We start from the raw sequence: 18,230 nt of genomic DNA, 5'->3' as shown, positions 1-18,230 counted from the left end.
GCTTGCGCAACCGCCCTTCGATTCCGGTAGTTCGGATGACGACGAGTCTCGCCGTCAGCCGTTCTTCACGCGATAGGTTTCGTGGCAGCCGCCGCATTCCTTGCCGATCGCGGGCAGATTCGCTTTGAGCGAGTCGAGATCCTTGATCTTGCTCTTGGCTTCGCCGACGATCTTGCCGAAGCTCGCGATCTTCGCATCGAAGCCGGCCTTGTCCTCCCAGATCTTCGGCGAGGTCGAGTAGTCACCGTCGAGCTTCACGCCCTTGGCGCTGGCCGGAAACAGGTTCGGCAGCTTCCTGGCGGTATCCTCGAACTGCGCCAGCGCGCTGTTCACCGTCGCCTGGTCGTAGGGCTTCTCGCCCTTGACCATCGCCGACATCGCGCCGGCGTTCTTGCCATTGCCCTTCATCAGGGTCTGGACCTCCTTGATGGAATCCGGGTCCGCCCAAACCGCCCCCATACCGAGCAGCAGCGCGCCCCCGACAACCAACACTCGCTTCATTCGCAAAACCCCTTTTCATGATGAAGGATCGTGCCGACCCTTCGATGGGCCAACACCGCTTGGCAGATTTCATTCCATCCAGGACGCGACGACAGATCGTCGCGCTCTGCATGATTGTTGAGGATGATGTCCCCGCAAACGCGTTCTGCGTCTGCCCCGCAAAACGCGTTCCGCGTTTGCTTGGGGGAATCACAGGCTATGGCGGCGGTGATGCTCGTTGATCGCGATCCACACCCGCTCCGGCGTTGCCGGCATGTCGATATGGTCGATCTTGTATTCGCGCCAGAGCGCGTCGACGATGGCGTTGACGACGGCTGGACAGGAGCCGATCGCGCCGGCCTCGCCGGCCCCCTTCACGCCCATCGGATTGGTCTTGCAGGGGACGTTGTGGGTCTCGAACACGAAGGCCGGCCCGTCCGCCGCGCGCGGCAGCGCGTAGTCCATGTAGGTGGCGGTGATGAGCTGGCCGTCGGCGGCGCCATACACCACCTGCTCCATCAGCGCCTGGCCGATGCCCTGCATGGCGCCGCCATGCACCTGCCCCGCCAGCAGCAGCGGATTGAGCGTCTTGCCGAAATCGTCGACGATCACGTAGTTGACGATTCTGATGATGCCGGTGGCCGGATCGATCTCGACCTCCGCCAGATGTGTGCCGTTGGGATAGGTGCCGTCGGCGCTGGCGAAGGTCGCGCTGCCGTTCAGCTTCGCCGGATCGGCGCCGGGCCGCTTGGCGAGATCGGCGAAGGAGATCGAGCGGTCGGTGCCGGCGATCCGGATCACGCCGTCGGTGATCTCGAGGTCGCCGGCGCTCGCTTCCAGCGCCTGCGCTGCAAGCTCCTTCAGCTTCTTGCCGAGATCGCCCGCAGCGCGCTCCACGCAGACGCCACCGGTGGGAATCGAGGCCGAGCCACCGGTGCCGAGGCCCGTCGCGATCTCATTGGTGTCACCCTGGTGGATATGCACGCGCTCCGGCGGCAGACCGAACTGCTCCGCGACGATCTGCGCATAGGCGGTCTGATGGCCCTGACCGCTCGATTGCGTGCCGATCAGGACGGTGACATCGCCATTGGGATCGAGGCGGACATTGGCCGTCTCCTCACCCATCACGCCGCAGATCTCGACATAGCTTGCGAGCCCAATGCCGCGGATCAGCCCCTGCTTCTTGGCCGCCTTGGCACGCTTGGGAAACTCCTTCCACTCGGCGATCTCCATCGCGCGCTTCAGATGCGCGGCGAAGTCGCCGGAATCATAGACCTTGCCCGTGGCCGTTTTGTACGGCAGCGCCTTGGGCGGGATGAAATTCTTGCGACGGATGGCGTCCGGCGTCATATCGAGTTTTCGCGCGCAGGCATCGACGAGACGCTCGATCACATAGGCCGCCTCGGGCCGCCCGGCGCCACGATAGGCGTCCACCGGAACGCTGTGGGTGAAGATGGTGCGCACTCGGCAATGGAAGGCCTGGATGTCGTAGAGGCCCGGCAGCATGCCGGCGCCGCCATGCGGGATGTAAGGCCCGAAGGTCGAGAGATACGCGCCCATGTCGCCCATCAGGTCGCAATCCATCGCGAGGAATTTACCGTCCTCGGCCAGCGCCATCTTTGCGGTGGTGACGTTGTCGCGGCCCTGCGCATCGCCCATGAAATGCTCGGAGCGATCGGCCGCCCATTTCACCGCCTTCTTCAGTTTTCGCGCGGCCACCGCCATCAAAGCGTATTCCCGGTAGGGAAACAGCTTCGTGCCGAAGCCGCCGCCGACGTCGGGGCAGATCACCCGCATCTTGTCGGTGGGGATGTTGAGCACGTTCTGGCACAGGATGTCGCGCAGGCGATGGCTGCCCTGGCTGCCGACCGTCAGCGTCAGATGGTCGCGCTTGGCGTCGTATTCGCACACCGCCGCGCGCGTCTCCATGAAGCTCGCGACCACGCGCGGATTGACGATCGAGATTTCGGCGACCGCATGTGCCTTGGCAAAGGCAGCTTCCGTCGCCGCCTTATCACCGATCGAGACGTCGAACAGCACGTTGCCTGGCTTGTCCGGCCAGACCTGCGGCGCGCCCTTCTTCACGGCGTTGACGACGCCGGTCACCGCCGGCAGCGGGCTCCATTTGACCTCGATCGCCTCGATCGCATCCCGGGCCTGGTCGATGGTCTCGGCGACCACGAAGGCGATGGCATCGCCGACGTGGCGCACCTCGTCCTTGGCGAGGATCGGGTAAGGCGGGCCGGTGAACGGATCGGTCTCGAGATTGAACAGGCAGGGCAGATTGCCGAGGTCCTTGACGTCGTCGGCAGTCAGGATCAGCGCGACGCCGGGCAGGCCGCGGGCGCGGCTCACGTCGATCGTGTATTTGGCATGCGCATGCGGCGAGCGCAGCACCAGGCAGCGCAGCGCGGCCTGCGGCGCGTAATCGTCGGTATAGCGGCCCTTGCCGCGGATGAGCGCGTCATCCTCCTTGCGCAGCACGCTTTGGCCAACGCCGAACTTGATGGGAGCCGCCATTGTCTTTTCCCGTTCTCATGGTTGTTTTGCGAGCCATATTGCCGTGGAAAAAGTGGCAAGGCAAACGGGTTTAGGCGGGCACACTGGTGGCAGGCCGGGAAAGCACCGCGCGCCAGTCACCATGGCGTCTAGATTGCACCGCGAAGCAGGACCCCCATACTTGAGGAGCCCGCCAAAAGCGGGCCTCTCGAAGGATCAACAACGAAGACGCAGCCCACCGCGCCTCTTGACAAGTTACATGCCACCGCGTCCCCACGGATCCATCGCGCGATCTCTCAGCCTGTCGAGAGCCCTTGCAGACGTGAAGTAGTCGATCTCGGCTCGCGTCAAGCCGAGATCCATCAGCGCCCTGTCACTCAGATCGTGCAAGTTGACTCGTGGGCTCTGGCGCCGCTCCTGAAAGGCGCGCCAGTATCGATCGAGCAGGCTCAAGACGATGGAGAAGTCGAGGCGAAGCCGCGCGGCATCGACCTCCGGCTCGCTTGCGCTGTTCGTCAATTGTGGTGGCATCGGATGCTCCTGCTGTTGAGCCGGCAAGGAGCGTGGCCACGAAAAAGGCCCCGTCCGATGCCGGCGGGGCCTGGTGGAAAAGATGTCGTCGTCGAATTCCTAGCGCACGACTCCTTCCACGGCCCAGCCGAAGCGGGTCATGTGGTTGAAGTTGATTTTGCGCGAGCATTTAGTCATGGGGCGCTGTTAGCACGACAATCGCACAAAATCAAGAGATGTGCGGAGGTCGACTGCATCCTGGAGGCGAGCACCCTGCTCGCCTAAAGCGCGATGAGATTTGGATGAATCGTCATCGCGCTTTAGCTTGTTGTTTACGCAAGATCTTTCCGGAAAACCGCTTCGCACTTTTGCGGATCATGCTTTAGCCGCGCACCAGCGAGACCAGCCAGCTGCGGCCGAACAGAGCGAGCATCGCGAGCGCATAGACGATCGTGCCGCCGACGGCGAGCAGGAGCAGCGTCACTTCGTCCCGGAAGGGCATCGTGCCCAGCCAAGAACCGCTGAAGCGTGCGATCAGCCAGAACGCGGCGGCGAGAATGATTCCGGTCAGCAGGAATTTGCCGAGCGACATCAGACAGGCGCGGTCCAGAACGAGAAAGCCGCGCCGCACGGCGAAGAACAGCACCAGCAAGAGATTGGTCCAGACGCCGACGGCGGTTGCCAGCGCGAGGCCGATCTGGGCCAGCGATCCCATCAAGGCGACCTTCAGCGCGACGTTGACGGCAATGCCCGTAAGCGAGGCGCGGACCGGCGTTGCGGTGTCCTTGCGGGCATAGAAGGTCGCGACCGCACTGCGGATCAGCACGAAGGGGATCAGGCCGATGGCATAGGCCGCGAGCGTGGCGCCGGCGGCCGCGGCATCGGCCTTGGAGAACGCGCCGCGGGCGAACAGCGCGCGCATGATCGCGTCGGGCACGGTGATGAAGGCCGCGACGAACGGCACCGAGAACAGCAACGTGAAATCGAAAGCGCGGCGCTGCGCCTTCATCGCGCCATCATGGTCGTTGGCCGTGATGCGCCGCGACATTTCCGGCAGCAGCACCGTACCGATGGCGATGCCGATGACACCGATCGGCAGCTGATTGAGTCGGTCGGCATAATAGAGCGCCGACAGCGCGCCGGCGGGCAGGAAGGTCGCGATGATGGTGTCGGCGAACAGCGCGACCTGCGTGCCCATCGAGCCCAGCGTCGCAGGTCCCAGCGCTTTGAAAAAGCCGCGCACGTCTTCGTCGAGTTTCAAGGGCGCAAAGCGCGGCAGGCCGCCATGCCGCGCGAGATCGCCGGCGAGCAGGAAATATTGCAGGAAGCCGGAGATCAGGACTCCCCATGCGGCGGCATGGCCCGCGGTTGGAAACCAGACGGCAACCGCCAGCGTCATCATCATCGCGACATTGAGGAAGATCGAGGCCGCCGCGGCGCTGGCAAAGCGCTGCATCACGTTGAGCATGCCGCCATAGAGCGTGACCAACGTGATCAACAGGAGATAGGGAAAGGTGATCCGGGTCAGCTCGATCGCGAGCTTACGCTGCTCAGCATCCTCACTGAAGCCGGGCGCCAAAATGCTCATGGCCTGCGGCATGAACAGCCAGGCGAGAATCAGCAGCACCACCTGCGAGGCCAAGAGCAGCGTGAAGATGCGGTCGGCGAACAAGTGTGCCGCCGCCTCGCCCCTCTCGCCATGGACATGGGCATAGGCCGGCACCCAGGCGGCGTTGAAGGCGCCCTCGGCGAAGATCGCGCGGAAATGATTGGGCAGCCGCATCGCCACGAAGAAGGCGTCGGCCACCGGACCGGCGCCGAGGATCGCCGCGAGCATGATGTCGCGGGCAAATCCCGTCAGCCGCGAGAGCAACGTGTAACCACCGACCGTGAAGATGCGTCCGAGCATGCGGACTCTTCTAGAGGCTTATCGGGCAGCCGATAAGGCTTTGAAGTCCGATGTGATCAAAAAAGACGGCTGTTGAGGCTGATCACCTCTCCCGTGGGGAGAGGTGAAGAAATCAGCCCGCGAGCGCGCCGCCGACGGCGGCGATGATTCGCTCCTGGTCGGCTTCGGTCAAATAGGCGTGCATCGGCAGGCTGATGACGTCCTGCGACAGGCTCTCACAAGCAGGCAGGCCCCCCTCGGCGACCGGGTAGTGCTTGTAGGCGGTCTGCTGATGCATCGACTTGCCGTAGTAGATCGCGGTCGGCACGCCCTGGGTCTTCAGCGCGGCGGCAAAGCCGTCGCGGTCGGTGCCTTTGGGCAGGCGGATCGTGTACTGCGCCCAGACCGAGGTGTTGCCGGGCGCAAGGCGCGGCACGGTGACAACGTTGGACAGGCCGCGCGCATAGCGTTCCGCAACCCGGTTTCGGGCGGCGATCTCGTCGTCGAAGATCTTCAGCTTCTCGATCAGGACAGCGGCCTGCATGGTGTCGAGCCGGCCGGTCAGGCCAAGGCGGACGTTGTCGTATTTGTCGACGCCCTGCCCGTGCACGCGGATGCTGCGCAGCGTGGCCGCGAGCTCGTCGTCATCGGTGAAGATCGCGCCGCCGTCGCCGAAGCAGCCGAGCGGCTTGGCCGGGAAGAAGCTGGTCGCCGTGGCGTGTCCGAGCGTGCCGAGCTTGCGGCCCTTGTAGCTCGCGCCAAAGCCTTGCGCGGCGTCGTCGAGCACGAACAGGCCTTCGGCGCTGGCGATCTCGGCAATGGCGTCGTGATCGGCGGGCTGGCCGAACAGGTCGACCGGAATCACCGCAACCGGCTTGAGGCCGGCTTTCCGGGCGGTCGCGATGCCGCGCTTGAGCGACTCCGGGCTCATGTTGAATGTGGCTTCGTCGACATCGACATAGACAGGTGTCGCGCCGGTCCGCGCCACCGGCGAGGCGGTCGCGATGAAGGTGAAGGACGGACACAGCACGGCATCGCCGGGTCCGACATTCTTGGCCATCATCACCATCAGGATCGCGTCGGTACCGCTGGCGCAGCCGATGACATGCTTGGCGCCTGAGTAGGCCGCGAGCTGCTTCTCGAGCTCGAAAACCTCGGGACCATTGACGAACTGGCAGTGGTCCATCACCCGCTTGACGGCGGCATCGAGCGAGGCGCCGAGCCGGCGACGCTGCGAGGCGACGTCGATGAAGGGAATGGGTTCGGAACGCAGATGCTGGTTCATGACGCCTTCTTGAGTGGTCGACATGGAGAAGAGAGATCAGCCGGCAACGCGGCGCGGAGCCTTGCGGGCGGGCGCCGCGGCGGCGGGGCGCGACGGTGTTTCCAGGCACTGCGTCGCGATCTCGAGGCTGGCGACGCCTTCGTCGCCGGTCACTGCCGGCGTCTCGCCGTTACGCACCGCCTTCAAGAACGCGAGCAGCTCGGCGCGGAGCGGCTCATCATGGCCGACCGGCAGGTGCCGCATCGAGTAGCTGCCATCCGGCTTGAAGCCGAAGCACTCGGTGACCTGGCGCGTGAGCAGATCGCCCATCACGTATTTGTCGCGCGTGGCGACCGTGACGCTGCGCGCCTTGAACGGTGTCAGCCAGTTGGTGTTGATGTGGGCAAGCACGCCGCTCTCGGTGCGGAACTGCAACAGCGCGATGTCCTCGCGCTCGGCGACCGCGCTCGACAATTGCGGCTGCACCTCGACGATGTCGGATTCGGTGAACCAGCGGATCAGGTCGATGTCGTGCACGGCAAGGTCGATGACGACGCCGACATTGGACATCCGCGGCGGGAACGGGCCGACGCGGGTGATCGCGATGGAGAGAATGTCCTCGCCTGCGATCGCCTGCTTGACGGCGGCGACCGCCGGGTTGAAACGCTCGACATGGCCGATCATCAGCGTCACGCCGGCTTTTTGCGCGGCGGCGACGATCTCGCGCCCCTCCTCCACCGTCGACGCGATCGGCTTCTCGACCAGCACGTGGATGTTCTTGGCGATGCAGGCGAGCGCGACCTCGTGATGTAAATGGGTCGGCGCCGCGACGGTGACGGCATCGACGCCCTCGGCGAAGAGCTGGTCGAGCGTCTCGAAGCTTGCGCAATTGGCAAGTTCCGTGGCCCGCGCGCGATGCGCCGGCGAGGGATCGACGACGCCGACGAGGCTGACGCCGGGAAGACCGCTGAGCACGCGCGCATGGTTGCTGCCCATCACACCGGCACCAATGACGCCGACGCGCAAGCCGGCCTTTACCGGTGCAGACCCTTTGGAACTCATCTGAGCAAACCCCGATTCAACCCAAATCCCCGGGCCGCTTCTAGCACGGACGCCACATTTGTGGCGAATGCCGCCCCCGCGGGCCGGGACACGATTTGATTCAAAAAGTTACACGTTCCCCGGGCCTTAAGCCGAAAAAGATACCGCTTCTCGGCCCGGGTCGCGTGATTCGGAGTTTGCTGGTTACGACCTTTGATAGTCGTCTTCAATCCGGATGATGTCGTCTTCCCCGAGATAAGAGCCGGTCTGGACCTCGATCAGTTCCAGCTGGATCTTGCCGGGATTCTCCATCCGGTGGACCGCGCCCATCGGGATGTAGATCGACTCGTTCTCATGCACCGTCTTGACGGTTTCGTCGACGGTGACCTGGGCCGTGCCGCGCACCACGATCCAATGCTCGGCGCGATGGTGATGCTTCTGCAGCGACAGCCGTCCGCCCGGCTTCACCACGATGCGCTTGACCTGGTGGCGCTCGCCATTGTCGACGGACTGATAGCTGCCCCAGGGCCGGTGCACCTTCAGATGCTCCTCGGTCACCTTCGGCGCAACCGCCTTCAGCTTCGCCACCAGACGCTTCAGTCCGTTGGCATCCTTCTGGCGCGAGACCAGAACCGCGTCCGCGGTCGCGACCACGACGAGATCGTCGACGCCTTCGAGCGCGACCAGCGCGGAATCGGTGGTGACGTTGCAGTTGCGGGAATCCTCGAACACGGCGGTGCCGTGCGCCGCATTGCCCAGCGCGTCCTTCTCCGAGAGCTCCCACACCGCGTGCCAGGAGCCGACGTCGGACCAGCCGCACGATACCGGCACCATGGCGGCGCGCGAGGTCTTTTCCATCACCGCATAGTCGATCGAGATCGCCTTCGCCGCGCCGAACGCTTCGGGCTCCAGCGTGACGAAGCCGAGATCGCGGCCGGCATTGTTGACGGCGCCGGTGACGGCCTCGACGCTTGCCGCATCGACCCTGCGATATTCGTCGAGCAGCACAGCGGCCGGGAACATGAAGTTGCCGCTGTTCCAGAGATAGCCGGAATTGACGTAATCGGATGCCTTCACCGCGTCCGGCTTCTCGACGAAGCGCGCCACCGCATGCACCTCGCCGGAGATCGCCTCGCCCGGATTGATGTAGCCGTATTCGGTCGCCGGCCGCTCCGGCTTGACGCCGAAGGTGACGATGCGACCGGCGCTCGCAGCCGTGAGGCCTTCGCGGCACGCCGCGACGAAGGCGGCATTGTCCTGCACCACGTGGTCGGCGGCGAGCGCGAGCACGATCGCTTCACTGGCGCGGTTCTGCGCGAACACCGCGCCGGCGGCGATCGCGGGGCCGGAATCGCGCCGCATCGGCTCGAGGATCACGTCGGCCTCGATGCCGATCTCGGCGAGCTGTTCCAGCACCATGAAGCGGTAGGCCGCATTGGTGATGACAACAGGACGATCGAACAGCGAGGGATCGGACACGCGCAGCAGCGTGTCCTGGAAGGTCGAGCGTGTGCCGAACAGCGGCAGGAATTGCTTGGGCCGCACCTCGCGCGAAGCGGGCCACAGCCGCGTGCCGGCACCGCCGCACATGATCAGGGGGATTATGCGTTTGTCCATCGTGATCTCAAACCTTGAAGTAGTCCCGATACCAGGTGACGAAATTATGGACCCCATGCTCGATCGGCGTTGACGGTGCAAAGCCGGTGTCGCGCATCAAATCCTCGACATCCGCGAACGTTTCCAGCACATCTCCCGGCTGCATCGGCAGCAATTCTTTGATCGCCGTCCGGCCCAGCTCCCGCTCCAGAAGACCGACGACGTGCATCAGTTCCTCCGGATGGTGATTGCCGACATTGTAGAGCTTAAACGGCGCATTTGCGGCAAGCGGATCGTCCGCAGGCACGAGATCGATCAGCTTGGATACGACACGGGTCACGTCATCGATATAGGTGAAGTCCCGGCGCATCTTTCCATGGTTAAAGAGCCGGATGGGCTTGCCGGCCATGATGGCGTTCACGAACAGAAACATGGCCATGTCGGGCCGGCCCCACGGCCCGTAAATGGTAAAGAAGCGCAGCCCCGTGACCGGCAGGCGATAGAGATGGCTGTAGGACTGCGCCATCACCTCGTTCGCCTTCTTCGTCGCTGCATAGAAGCTCACGGGATGATCGGTACGGTCCGCGACCGCAAATGGCAGTTTTGTGTTGGCTCCGTAAACGGAGGATGACGAGGCGTAGACGAGATGACGACAGTCGTTGTTGCGGCAGCCCTCCAGCACGTTGAGAAAGCCCACGAGATTGGAATCGACGTAAGTCTGCGGCTGCTCGATCGAGTAGCGCACACCCGCTTGCGCCGCGAGATGCACGACTTTGGCAAAACGATGTTGCGCAAACAGCGCCGTCATCGTCTCGCGGTCGGCGAGGTCGGCCTCGACGAAGGAGAAGCCGGGTGCGTCCCTGAGCAGCGCAAGGCGCGCTTTTTTCAGCGCCGGATCGTAATAGCTGTTGAGATTGTCGAGCCCGACGACGGCGCGGCCTTCGCCCAGGAGCTGCCGGGCGACATGAAAGCCGATGAAGCCGGCCGCGCCGGTAACCAAAATCGCCTGATCTGTCATCCTGTTCCCTAGGATCCGTGCCGACCCTGTTTAGCCGCCACGTTGACGGGGTCGCAATAGGCTCGCCGCTCCTGACGAGGACTCCTCGTGGCGTCCTTAACGACGGCTATTGCAAGATCGGCGCCAAAACCATACCAAAGCGGCCGAATTCGGCGCCTCGCGTCGGGTTGCCTCAAATCTTCGCAAACCCTGTCCATGCGGGCGAGATGCGCCGAATCCTGTTGTCGACGGCCAAAATCCTGATCTCCGCGGCGCTGCTCTATCTGGCGCTGCGCAAGATCGACCTGTCCGAACTGTTTTCGCGCTTCACCGTGACCAGCCTGTTCTGGATCGGCATCGCGATCGCGGTCACGTTCCTGCAGATCTTCATCGGCGCGCTGCGCTGGCGCGAGGTCAGCGCCGTCTGCAGCGCGCCGCTCGAGCTCGGCCGCGCCATGCGCTACAACGTGATCGGCTCGTTCTTCAACCAGACGCTGCCGTCGGCGATCGGCGGCGACGCGGTCCGGCTGTGGCTGGTCGCGCGCGCCGGCGCCGGCTGGCGTGCGGCGACCTACTCGATCTTCGTCGACCGCGCGATCGGCCTCATCGCGCTCGCGATCGTGATCGTCGCAAGCCTGCCCTGGAGCTACACCCTCATCACCGATCCACACGGGCGCTCCGCGCTGCTGCTCGTCGATCTCCTCGCGCTCGCCGGCGGTGTCGGCTTCCTGATCTTCGGCGCGCTGAAATGGCGCTGGCTGAAGACCTGGTGGGGGACCCATCACATTCACGCCTGTGCCGTGATCGCCAATCGCGTCATCTTCAGCCGTACACGCGGGCCGATCATCGCAATCCTGTCGATCCTCGTCCACGTGCTCGCCGTCGTCATCGCCTGGTGCGTCGTGCAGTCGATTGCGGCCCCGGTTCGCTTCAGCGACGTCTTTCTGCTCGTGCCGCCGGTGATGCTGATCACGATGATGCCGATCTCGATCGCCGGCTGGGGCGTGCGCGAGGCCACGATGGGCCTTGCGTTCGGCTTCGCCGGGCTTGCCGCCAATGAAGGTGTCAACGTCTCGCTGCTGTTCGGCGCCGTGTTCTTCATTGTCGGCGCATTCGGCGGCCTCGTCTGGATCCTCAGCGCGGAGAAAGCCGCGCAAGGATCGGCCCCGATCGGAGTGCCGGAGTGAGCTCGGCCGCCGATGCGCCCACCGGCGCGCTCGTGCTGCTTGCCGTTGCGCTCGCCGCGCTGATCTCGGCGCTCGTCACCTGGACCAGCCGCCCCCTGCTCCAGCGCTACGCGCTGGCCCGGCCGAACGCGCGGTCCTCGCATCGCATCCCGACCCCGCAGGGAGCGGGCATCGCCGTGATCGCCGCGACGCTGATCGTCGCCTCGCTCTGGGGGGCCACGACCAATGTCGCGATCCCGCCGGCGCTCGTCGCCGCGACGGTCGTGATCGCATTGGTCGGCTTCGCCGACGACATCGTATCGCTGCCGGTGCTGGTGCGGCTGGTGCTGCAGGCTGCCTGCGTCGGCGCAGTGGTGTTCACCGCGCCCGAGACCGCGCGCATCGCGCCGGCGCTGCCGCTTCCGCTGGAGCGCGGCCTCATCGTCCTTGCCGGCGTCTGGTTCGTGAACCTCGTCAACTTCATGGACGGGCTCGACCTGATGACGGTGGCGGAAGTCGTGCCGGTCACCGCCGCGCTGCTGCTGCTGGGAATGCTCGGGGATCTCTCATGGCCGGCCGTGCTGATCGCCGCCGCGCTGTGCGGCGCCACGCTCGGCTTTGCGCCGTTCAACCGTCCCGTCGCAAAAGTCTTCCTGGGCGATGTCGGCAGCCTGCCGATCGGCCTCTTGCTCGGCTGGTGCCTGCTGGAGCTCGCGTTTCGCGGACAGACGGCCGCGGCGCTGCTGCTGCCGGCCTATTACCTCGCCGATTCCACCATCACGCTATTTCGACGCATCGCGCGGCGCGAGCCGTTCTGGTCGGCGCACCGCACGCATTTCTACCAGCGCGCCACTGACAATGGCTTCACGGTGCGGCAGGTGATCTGTGAGGTCTTCCTGCTCAACCTCGTCCTGGTAGGGCTCGCCATCCTCACCATCCGTGCCGCCGCGCCGGCGATCACCACGTTCGCAGTCGTTGCCGGCGCGCTCGCGGTCGCATTCGTGCTGCGCCGCTTCTCCCGGCCTCAGCGCTGCTGATCCGGCACCGCCAGGCGCAATCCCTCCTCGAGGGTGACCTGCGGCTGCCAGCCGGTTGCGATCGCCTTCGAGATGTCGAGCTCGAGCGAGCCGATCAGGCCGTCATGCATATCCTGGCGCCCCGTCACGCGGAGAACCGCGCTGAGCAGGCTTGGCGGTATGCCGAACAGCCGGGCGCTCTTGCCGGCAGCTCTCGCCAGGCACCTGACGAATTCAGGCGTCGAGACCTGCTCCCGGTCGGCCAGCAGGAAGATCTCGAACTTGCTCGCGGGGTCGGAATGGCCGAGCCGGTGCAGGATGAACGACGACAGGTTCTGCACGGAAAGAAAGTTGCGGCGATTGCGGATCGCGCCAAACGGCAGCGGCAGCCCCCGCCTGACCGCACGCATCAGCAGCGCAAAATTTCCCTTGGCGCCCGCACCATAGATCAGCGGCGGCCTGATCACCGAGATTCTCATGTCGCTGTCGTGCGCCAGCGCACTCAAGCCCGCTTCGGCCGCCGCCTTGGACGTGGCGTACAGGCCGCGCGGGGTCGGGACATCGCACTCGCGAAACGGCGCACGACCGTCATTGCTGCGGCCATGCACCAGAACGGTGCTGATGAAGATGAAATGGCGCACGCCGGCGACGGCTGCGCAGCGCGCCAGACGCAGTGTGCCCTCGACATTGACGTTGCGGTAGAGCTCGACCGCGCCCTCGTCGTTCTTGTGATGCACGCGCGCGGCGAGATGGATGACGGCGTCAACGCCTTCAAGCGCGGCCTGCCAGTCGGTCTCCGGGCCGACCGACGCGATCACGACCTCTCCGTCCGTGCCTTCCGGGCGGCGCACGGTGCGGCGAATCGACCAGCCCTCGCGTGTCAGCGCGCACACGACATGACGGCCGATGAAGCCACTCGCTCCCGTCACCAGCGCGACCGGCTTTGTCTCGCTCATTGTTGCTCCGACACAAGAGCTTTGCGCAACAATCCGTCGATCGGCACGATCACGCCGCGGTCGACCCGAATTCGGGAACGGCATCCTTCAGGATGGTTCTGATGGTCGTGCGGTCGTCGCGCGCGATCGCCTGCTCCAGCGCCGCGATCCATTTGCGCAGCGTCTGCATCGGCGGTTCGTTCGGCTGCGCGGCCATGATCCCGGCGACGCCGATCTCGCGGGTCGGTTCCTCCGACGCGAACAGGATCTCGTGCAGGCGTTCGCCCGGCCGCATGCCGGTGAACACGATCTCGATGTCGTAGCCGGGCTCGAGACCGGAGAGGCGGATCATGCGCTCGGCGAGATCGACGATCTTCACCGGCTGTCCCATGTTGAGCACGTAGACCGAGACATCCGGCCGCGCCGGTCCGAGCGCGTGCGTCGCCGCCGTGATGACGAGATCGCAAGCCTCGCGGATGGTCATGAAGTAACGGACCATTTCGGGATGGGTGACGGTGACGGGGCCGCCGGCCTCGATCTGGGCCTTGAACTTCGGCACGACCGAGCCGTTCGAGGCCAGCACGTTGCCGAAGCGGACCGAGATGAGCCGCATCGGCGGCTTGACGCCTCCGCTGGCCGCAAGATCGTGGTCGAGCGCCTGGCAATACATCTCGGCGAAGCGCTTGGTCAGACCGAGCATCGATACGGGCTCGATCGCCTTGTCGGTCGAGATCATCACCATCGCTTCCGCGCCGGCGGCAAGCGCCGCATCGGCGACGTTGATGGAGCCGAAGATGTTGGTCTTGACCCCCTCGCTCCAGTCACGCTCGAGGATGGGCACGTGCTTGAGAGCCGCGGCATGGAACACGATGTCCGGCCTGAATTCGGCCATCAGGCGCGTGATGCGCTCGCGGTCGCGGATGTCGGCGATCCGCCCTTCGATGGTGGCGACGGAGGCGCGCGCAGCGAGCGTCTCCGTGACTGCGTAGAGCGCCGGCTCGGAATTCTCCAAGATCAGCAGACGCGCCGCGCCAAAGGCAACGACGCGCTCGCAGATCTCGGATCCGATCGAGCCGCCGCCCCCGGTGACGATCACAGCCTTGCCCTTGATCAGCGCTTCCAGGCGCGCATAGTCGATCTTCTCGCTCGGCCGCAACAGGAGGTCCTCGACGGCAACCGCGGTGAGCCGCGGCACCTCGCCGCTCTCCAGCGAGGGCATGCGGCTCACGATCACACCTAGCTTGCGTGCCCGCATCAGGATCGATTCCGGATGGGCTTCCGGCTCGAACGCCGACGGTGTCATCACGATACGGGCGATCGCCTTGTTGCGCTTGGCAAAATCGGTAATGACGTCTTCGATGTCATCGATGCCGCCCAGCACCGGCACGTTGCGGATGAGTTGGCCCAGATCGGCGCGCGAGGGCGACAATATGCCGACCGGCCAGATCCGCTTGATCGCCCCACTCTCGATCCCGCGCAGCAGCACCTCCGCATCCGCGGTGCGGCCGATCAGCAGCGACGGCGCGGCGCCATCGGTCCGCGCATGACGCCGCACCCGCGTATAGCGGAAATAGCGATACGCCATGCGCAGCGCGCTGAGGAACGAGATCTCCAGGAACCAATAGAGGACGATCGTCACCTTGCCGAGGAAGAAAGCGCCACGGACATTGGGGGCGACGAAGATATAGTCGAGCACGAGCAGGCCGACCGTCAGCACGGTCGCCGCGCGAATGATGTTCAGCGCGTCCGGCAGTGAGATGAAGCGCCATTTCGTCGTGGTCAGGTTCAGGACGAAGAACACGACCACGCTGAAGGCGAGGAAATAGGGCAGGATCTGGAACAGCAGCGGCAAGCGTTCGAAGAACCCTTCGCCGCCCTCGAAGCGCAGATAGAAGGCGGCAAAAAGCGCTGCCGTGGTCGCCAGCAGGTCGTGGAGCGCAATCAGGAAATTGCGCGAGGTGAGATGCGAAAGACGCGTCATCCGCCGACCGATGAAAACCCAGTTAGATGCAACCTGACCGCGCTGATAGCTCATCTGGACAAGACTTGCCAGCCGCGCGACCGCTCAGGAACCGGCTTCCCTCATCTTCGCCTCGACCTGTTGTGCTCGGATCACCATGCCGCCGGCGACGCCGACCCCGATGACGTACATCCAGCCCTCATGGAAGTCGAACAGATGGGAATTGAACAGCGAGGTGAAGACGTTCTGCACCACGACCAGGAGCCCGATCCAGTTGGCAAGCCCGTCGCCGCGAAACAAGCGCAGATGCAATATCCAGATCGCGTAGAGAATGGCGATGCCGATCACGCCCCATTGCACGGCAACGTTCAGCGTCTGATTATGCGGGTTGCCGATCACCTCGGCAGATGCCTGGTACTGACCGGCGGGCGTCGCGACGCGTTCGAACAATCCGCGGGTCGAGCCGGTGCCGTGCCCTTTGATCGGCGCCTCCGCGAAGAAGCCGAGCGACTTGCGCCAGAATTCGAGCCGCAGGCCCGCCGAGGTCGGTTCGCCCTTTTCCATGTAGCGCGTGTAGTCGTCGGAAAACCTCTCGGCGGTATGGCGCAAATACGGCGAGGCCTGCCAGGCGAGAACGGCGCCGACGAGCAACGCGGCGGAGATGAGCGCGATACTGCGCCATCTGAGGTGAAGCAGCGCGAACACGCCGAACATGATCGGAATGGTGACGAGCGCGGTGCGTGAAACCACCACGAACGCCATGTTGATGAAGAAGGTCAGCGCCAGTGCCGTCAGCAGCCCGGCGAACCAGTAGCTCTTCTCGCGCAGCAGCATCACGATCGGATAGGCGAGCGCGACGGCGCAGAGGGCGAATTCCTGGCTCTGGTCGATGTAGTTCTTGACGAAAATGCCGCGCTCCATGGGGTCGGTCTTGAGCGCGAGGTTCGGATAGAAGGCAACCAGCCAGGACATCACCGACAACAGGGCGCAGGACACCAGGAAGGCTACGAAGACCCACTGGCTGCGCGGCGAACGCTCGAAATGATAGAGCAGGACGGGCAGCACGAGCAGCTTGACGGTCGGATTGACCGCATAGAAGCGCGCGCCCCAGGCCGCATCCGACCACAGCGTCCCAACCAGCGCGAGCAGCACCAGCGCGATCGGCGCCGCACAGATCGGACGCTTCAGCGATTGCAGGAAGGCGCCGAAGTCGAGGAACGGCACCACGCAGAGCAGCATCAGCGCGTTGAAGATTCCCGCAAGCGACGTCGACCAGGGCAGCGAGGCCGCGGTCAGGATCGCAAACAGATCGACTGTGTCGCGCCAGGCCGTCGGACTGCGCAGGCGTCGCCGCAACATATGGCCGGGGGTCTCCCGGGCGAGTACCGTCACTTGTCCCCTCCCCGCGCGCGATGAACCAGCGCCGTCGTGCTGAAGCCCTGGAGAATGTCGACCAGCACGACCGTTCCGCCCGCGGCTTCGACCACCTCGTGGCCGACAACCTGCTCGCGGGTGTAGTCGCCGCCCTTCACCAGCACGCCGGGCTTGATCCTGGTGATCAGGTCGATCGGCGTGTCTTCCGCGAAGATGACGACGAGATCGACGGCTTCCAGCGCGGCGAGCACCTCGGCACGCGCGCGCTCGTCCTGCACCGGACGATCGGCGCCCTTCAGCCGCCGCACCGAAGCGTCGCTGTTGAGCCCCACGATCAGCCGATCACAGGCGGCACGCGCCGCCGTCAGCACCTTGACGTGACCGGGATGGAGGATGTCGAAACAGCCATTGGTGAAGCCGACGCGCTGCCCTTGCCTCCTCCATTCGGCGAGCTGCGCATCGAGCGCGGCCGGATCGAGCACGATCTTCTCCTCCGCCGCGAGAGTGGCATGCGGCAGGATCTTTCGTCGCAGCTCGGCCGCGCTCACGCTGGCGGTGCCCTGCTTGCCGACGGCGACGGCGGCGGCGGCATTTGCCACGCGCAGCGCCGTGTCCCAGTCCGCGCCGGCCGCAAGCGACACCGCAAGCGCAGCGGCGACGGTGTCACCTGCGCCGGAGACGTCGCGCACCTTCACCGGGAAAGCCGGAACGTGAACGGCCCCGCCCTGCCGCGGCACCAGCGTCATGCCGTGCTCGCCCTGCGTCACCAGGATCGCGTCGCAATCGGCGAGCCGCATCACATCCTCGCTGGCCTCGACGATGCTCTGCACCGTCTCGGCGCGGCTGCGGGTCGCTTCCGAAAATTCCCTGCGGTTGGGGGTGAGCAGCGTAGCGCCGCGATAGATCGCCCAATTCAGGCTCTTGGGATCGACGATCACGCGCTTACCGAGCTTTCGCGCGGCATCGATGGTGTGGCGGATCACGCGCGCCGTCAGCACGCCCTTGGCGTAATCCGACAGCAGCACGATATCGGCGCGCGCGATCTGCGGCAGGATGGCGTCGATCAATTTCGTTTCGACGTCATCGGACGCAGGCAGCGCCTGCTCCCAATCCGCGCGCAGCATGTGCGTCGAAAAATGCTCGGAGACGAAACGGACTTTGCGCGTGGTCGGCCGCGAGGGGTCGCACACCAGTACGCTTTCGATGCCGGCTTGATCATCGATCGCCGCCTTGAGCCGCTTGCCCGCATCGTCTTCGCCGACGAGGCCGACGAAGATACAGCGCGCGCCGAGCGAAGCGACGTTGCGCGCGACGTTGCCGGCGCCACCGACGTGGATCTCGCTGCGCTGGGCGGCGATCACGGGCGCCGGCGCTTCCGGCGAGATCCGCGACACCTCGCCATAGACGAACTCATCCAGCATGATGTCGCCGATGCACAGCACCGTGCGGCCTGAGATGGCTTGCGCGAGGGCATCGAAATCGAGAATGGGCGTCGGCATGGTCT

General features: G+C 65.0%; 14 protein-coding genes. 2 read left to right on the top strand and 12 right to left on the bottom strand.

Annotated features, from left to right (window positions below; genetic code table 11):
* Positions 1-54: 54 nt before the first annotated feature.
* From BRAD3257_RS14340 to BRAD3257_RS14305, 8 genes are all read right to left on the bottom strand, one after another.
* On the bottom strand, positions 55-501 hold the full coding sequence (locus BRAD3257_RS14340) for a c-type cytochrome (protein ID WP_122402369.1): 447 nt from the start codon (positions 499-501) through the stop codon (positions 55-57).
* A 189-nt stretch (positions 502-690) separates the two neighbouring features.
* A complete protein-coding gene (locus tag BRAD3257_RS14335; protein ID WP_122402368.1) occupies positions 691-3,000 on the bottom strand; it encodes a xanthine dehydrogenase family protein molybdopterin-binding subunit in 2,310 nt (769 codons plus the stop codon).
* A gap of 234 nt (positions 3,001-3,234) precedes the next feature.
* A complete protein-coding gene (locus BRAD3257_RS14330) occupies positions 3,235-3,510 on the bottom strand; it encodes a hypothetical protein (protein ID WP_122402367.1) in 276 nt (91 codons plus the stop codon).
* A gap of 361 nt (positions 3,511-3,871) precedes the next feature.
* Positions 3,872-5,398, bottom strand: a complete 1,527-nt coding sequence (murJ, locus tag BRAD3257_RS14325) for a murein biosynthesis integral membrane protein MurJ (protein ID WP_122402366.1) — start codon at positions 5,396-5,398, stop codon at positions 3,872-3,874.
* 112 nt (positions 5,399-5,510) lie between these two features.
* Positions 5,511-6,662, bottom strand: coding sequence for a DegT/DnrJ/EryC1/StrS family aminotransferase (locus BRAD3257_RS14320; protein ID WP_162500200.1), 1,152 nt, complete (start codon positions 6,660-6,662; stop codon positions 5,511-5,513).
* 36 nt (positions 6,663-6,698) lie between these two features.
* A complete protein-coding gene (locus tag BRAD3257_RS14315; RefSeq protein ID WP_122402364.1) occupies positions 6,699-7,703 on the bottom strand; it encodes a Gfo/Idh/MocA family protein in 1,005 nt (334 codons plus the stop codon).
* Positions 7,704-7,886: 183 nt separating this feature from the next.
* Complete coding sequence (locus BRAD3257_RS14310) at positions 7,887-9,299, bottom strand: mannose-1-phosphate guanylyltransferase/mannose-6-phosphate isomerase (protein ID WP_162500199.1); 1,413 nt, start codon at positions 9,297-9,299, stop codon at positions 7,887-7,889.
* Positions 9,300-9,306: 7 nt separating this feature from the next.
* Complete coding sequence (locus BRAD3257_RS14305; RefSeq protein ID WP_122402363.1) at positions 9,307-10,296, bottom strand: NAD-dependent epimerase; 990 nt, start codon at positions 10,294-10,296, stop codon at positions 9,307-9,309.
* Between the two features lie 206 nt (positions 10,297-10,502).
* Here BRAD3257_RS14305 and BRAD3257_RS14300 point away from each other — a divergent pair, with 206 nt between their 5' ends.
* Both BRAD3257_RS14300 and BRAD3257_RS14295 read left to right on the top strand, forming a co-directional pair.
* Positions 10,503-11,462: a lysylphosphatidylglycerol synthase transmembrane domain-containing protein gene (locus tag BRAD3257_RS14300; protein WP_122402362.1), complete on the top strand. Its 960-nt coding sequence runs from the start codon at positions 10,503-10,505 to the stop codon at positions 11,460-11,462.
* Complete coding sequence (locus tag BRAD3257_RS14295; protein WP_122402361.1) at positions 11,459-12,478, top strand: MraY family glycosyltransferase; 1,020 nt, start codon at positions 11,459-11,461, stop codon at positions 12,476-12,478. Before BRAD3257_RS14300 ends, BRAD3257_RS14295 begins: the two co-directional genes overlap by 4 nt.
* Here the strand turns inward: BRAD3257_RS14295 and BRAD3257_RS14290 are convergent.
* From BRAD3257_RS14290 to rfaE1, 4 genes are all read right to left on the bottom strand, one after another.
* Complete coding sequence (locus BRAD3257_RS14290; protein WP_122402360.1) at positions 12,466-13,413, bottom strand: NAD-dependent epimerase/dehydratase family protein; 948 nt, start codon at positions 13,411-13,413, stop codon at positions 12,466-12,468. The genes BRAD3257_RS14295 and BRAD3257_RS14290 overlap by 13 nt on opposite strands.
* Before the next feature lie 49 nt (positions 13,414-13,462).
* Positions 13,463-15,373, bottom strand: a complete 1,911-nt coding sequence (locus BRAD3257_RS14285) for an SDR family NAD(P)-dependent oxidoreductase (RefSeq protein ID WP_129146168.1) — start codon at positions 15,371-15,373, stop codon at positions 13,463-13,465.
* Positions 15,374-15,457: 84 nt separating this feature from the next.
* Entirely contained in the window at positions 15,458-16,744 is a 1,287-nt protein-coding gene (locus BRAD3257_RS14280; RefSeq protein WP_122402358.1) for an O-antigen ligase family protein, read from the bottom strand.
* Positions 16,741-18,225 (bottom strand): D-glycero-beta-D-manno-heptose-7-phosphate kinase, encoded by a 1,485-nt coding sequence (gene rfaE1 / locus BRAD3257_RS14275; RefSeq protein ID WP_122406556.1) that lies wholly within the window; start codon positions 18,223-18,225, stop codon positions 16,741-16,743. Before rfaE1 ends, BRAD3257_RS14280 begins: the two co-directional genes overlap by 4 nt.
* Positions 18,226-18,230 lie beyond the last annotated feature (5 nt).

The organism is Bradyrhizobium vignae (genome assembly GCF_900324035.1).
GTDB classification, from domain to species: Bacteria; Pseudomonadota; Alphaproteobacteria; order Rhizobiales; family Xanthobacteraceae; genus Bradyrhizobium; species Bradyrhizobium vignae.
The sequence above is the reverse complement of the archived record's forward strand: the minus strand, read 5'-3'. Positions and strand labels throughout refer to the sequence as shown.

Bases quoted from the DNA above. Each gene is read 5' to 3' on its own strand.
- BRAD3257_RS14340 (WP_122402369.1), bottom strand. From the start codon at position 501: ATGAAGCGAGTGTTGGTTGTCGGGGGCGCGCTGCTGCTCGGTATGGGG.
- BRAD3257_RS14335 (WP_122402368.1), bottom strand. From the start codon at position 3,000: ATGGCGGCTCCCATCAAGTTCGGCGTTGGCCAAAGCGTGCTGCGCAAG.
- BRAD3257_RS14330 (WP_122402367.1), bottom strand. From the start codon at position 3,510: ATGCCACCACAATTGACGAACAGCGCAAGCGAGCCGGAGGTCGATGCC.
- murJ (WP_122402366.1), bottom strand. From the start codon at position 5,398: ATGCTCGGACGCATCTTCACGGTCGGTGGTTACACGTTGCTCTCGCGG.
- BRAD3257_RS14320 (WP_162500200.1), bottom strand. From the start codon at position 6,662: ATGAACCAGCATCTGCGTTCCGAACCCATTCCCTTCATCGACGTCGCC.
- BRAD3257_RS14315 (WP_122402364.1), bottom strand. From the start codon at position 7,703: ATGAGTTCCAAAGGGTCTGCACCGGTAAAGGCCGGCTTGCGCGTCGGC.
- BRAD3257_RS14310 (WP_162500199.1), bottom strand. From the start codon at position 9,299: ATGGACAAACGCATAATCCCCCTGATCATGTGCGGCGGTGCCGGCACG.
- BRAD3257_RS14305 (WP_122402363.1), bottom strand. From the start codon at position 10,296: ATGACAGATCAGGCGATTTTGGTTACCGGCGCGGCCGGCTTCATCGGC.
- BRAD3257_RS14300 (WP_122402362.1), top strand. From the start codon at position 10,503: ATGCGCCGAATCCTGTTGTCGACGGCCAAAATCCTGATCTCCGCGGCG.
- BRAD3257_RS14290 (WP_122402360.1), bottom strand. From the start codon at position 13,413: ATGAGCGAGACAAAGCCGGTCGCGCTGGTGACGGGAGCGAGTGGCTTC.
- BRAD3257_RS14285 (WP_129146168.1), bottom strand. From the start codon at position 15,373: ATGACGCGTCTTTCGCATCTCACCTCGCGCAATTTCCTGATTGCGCTC.
- rfaE1 (WP_122406556.1), bottom strand. From the start codon at position 18,225: ATGCCGACGCCCATTCTCGATTTCGATGCCCTCGCGCAAGCCATCTCA.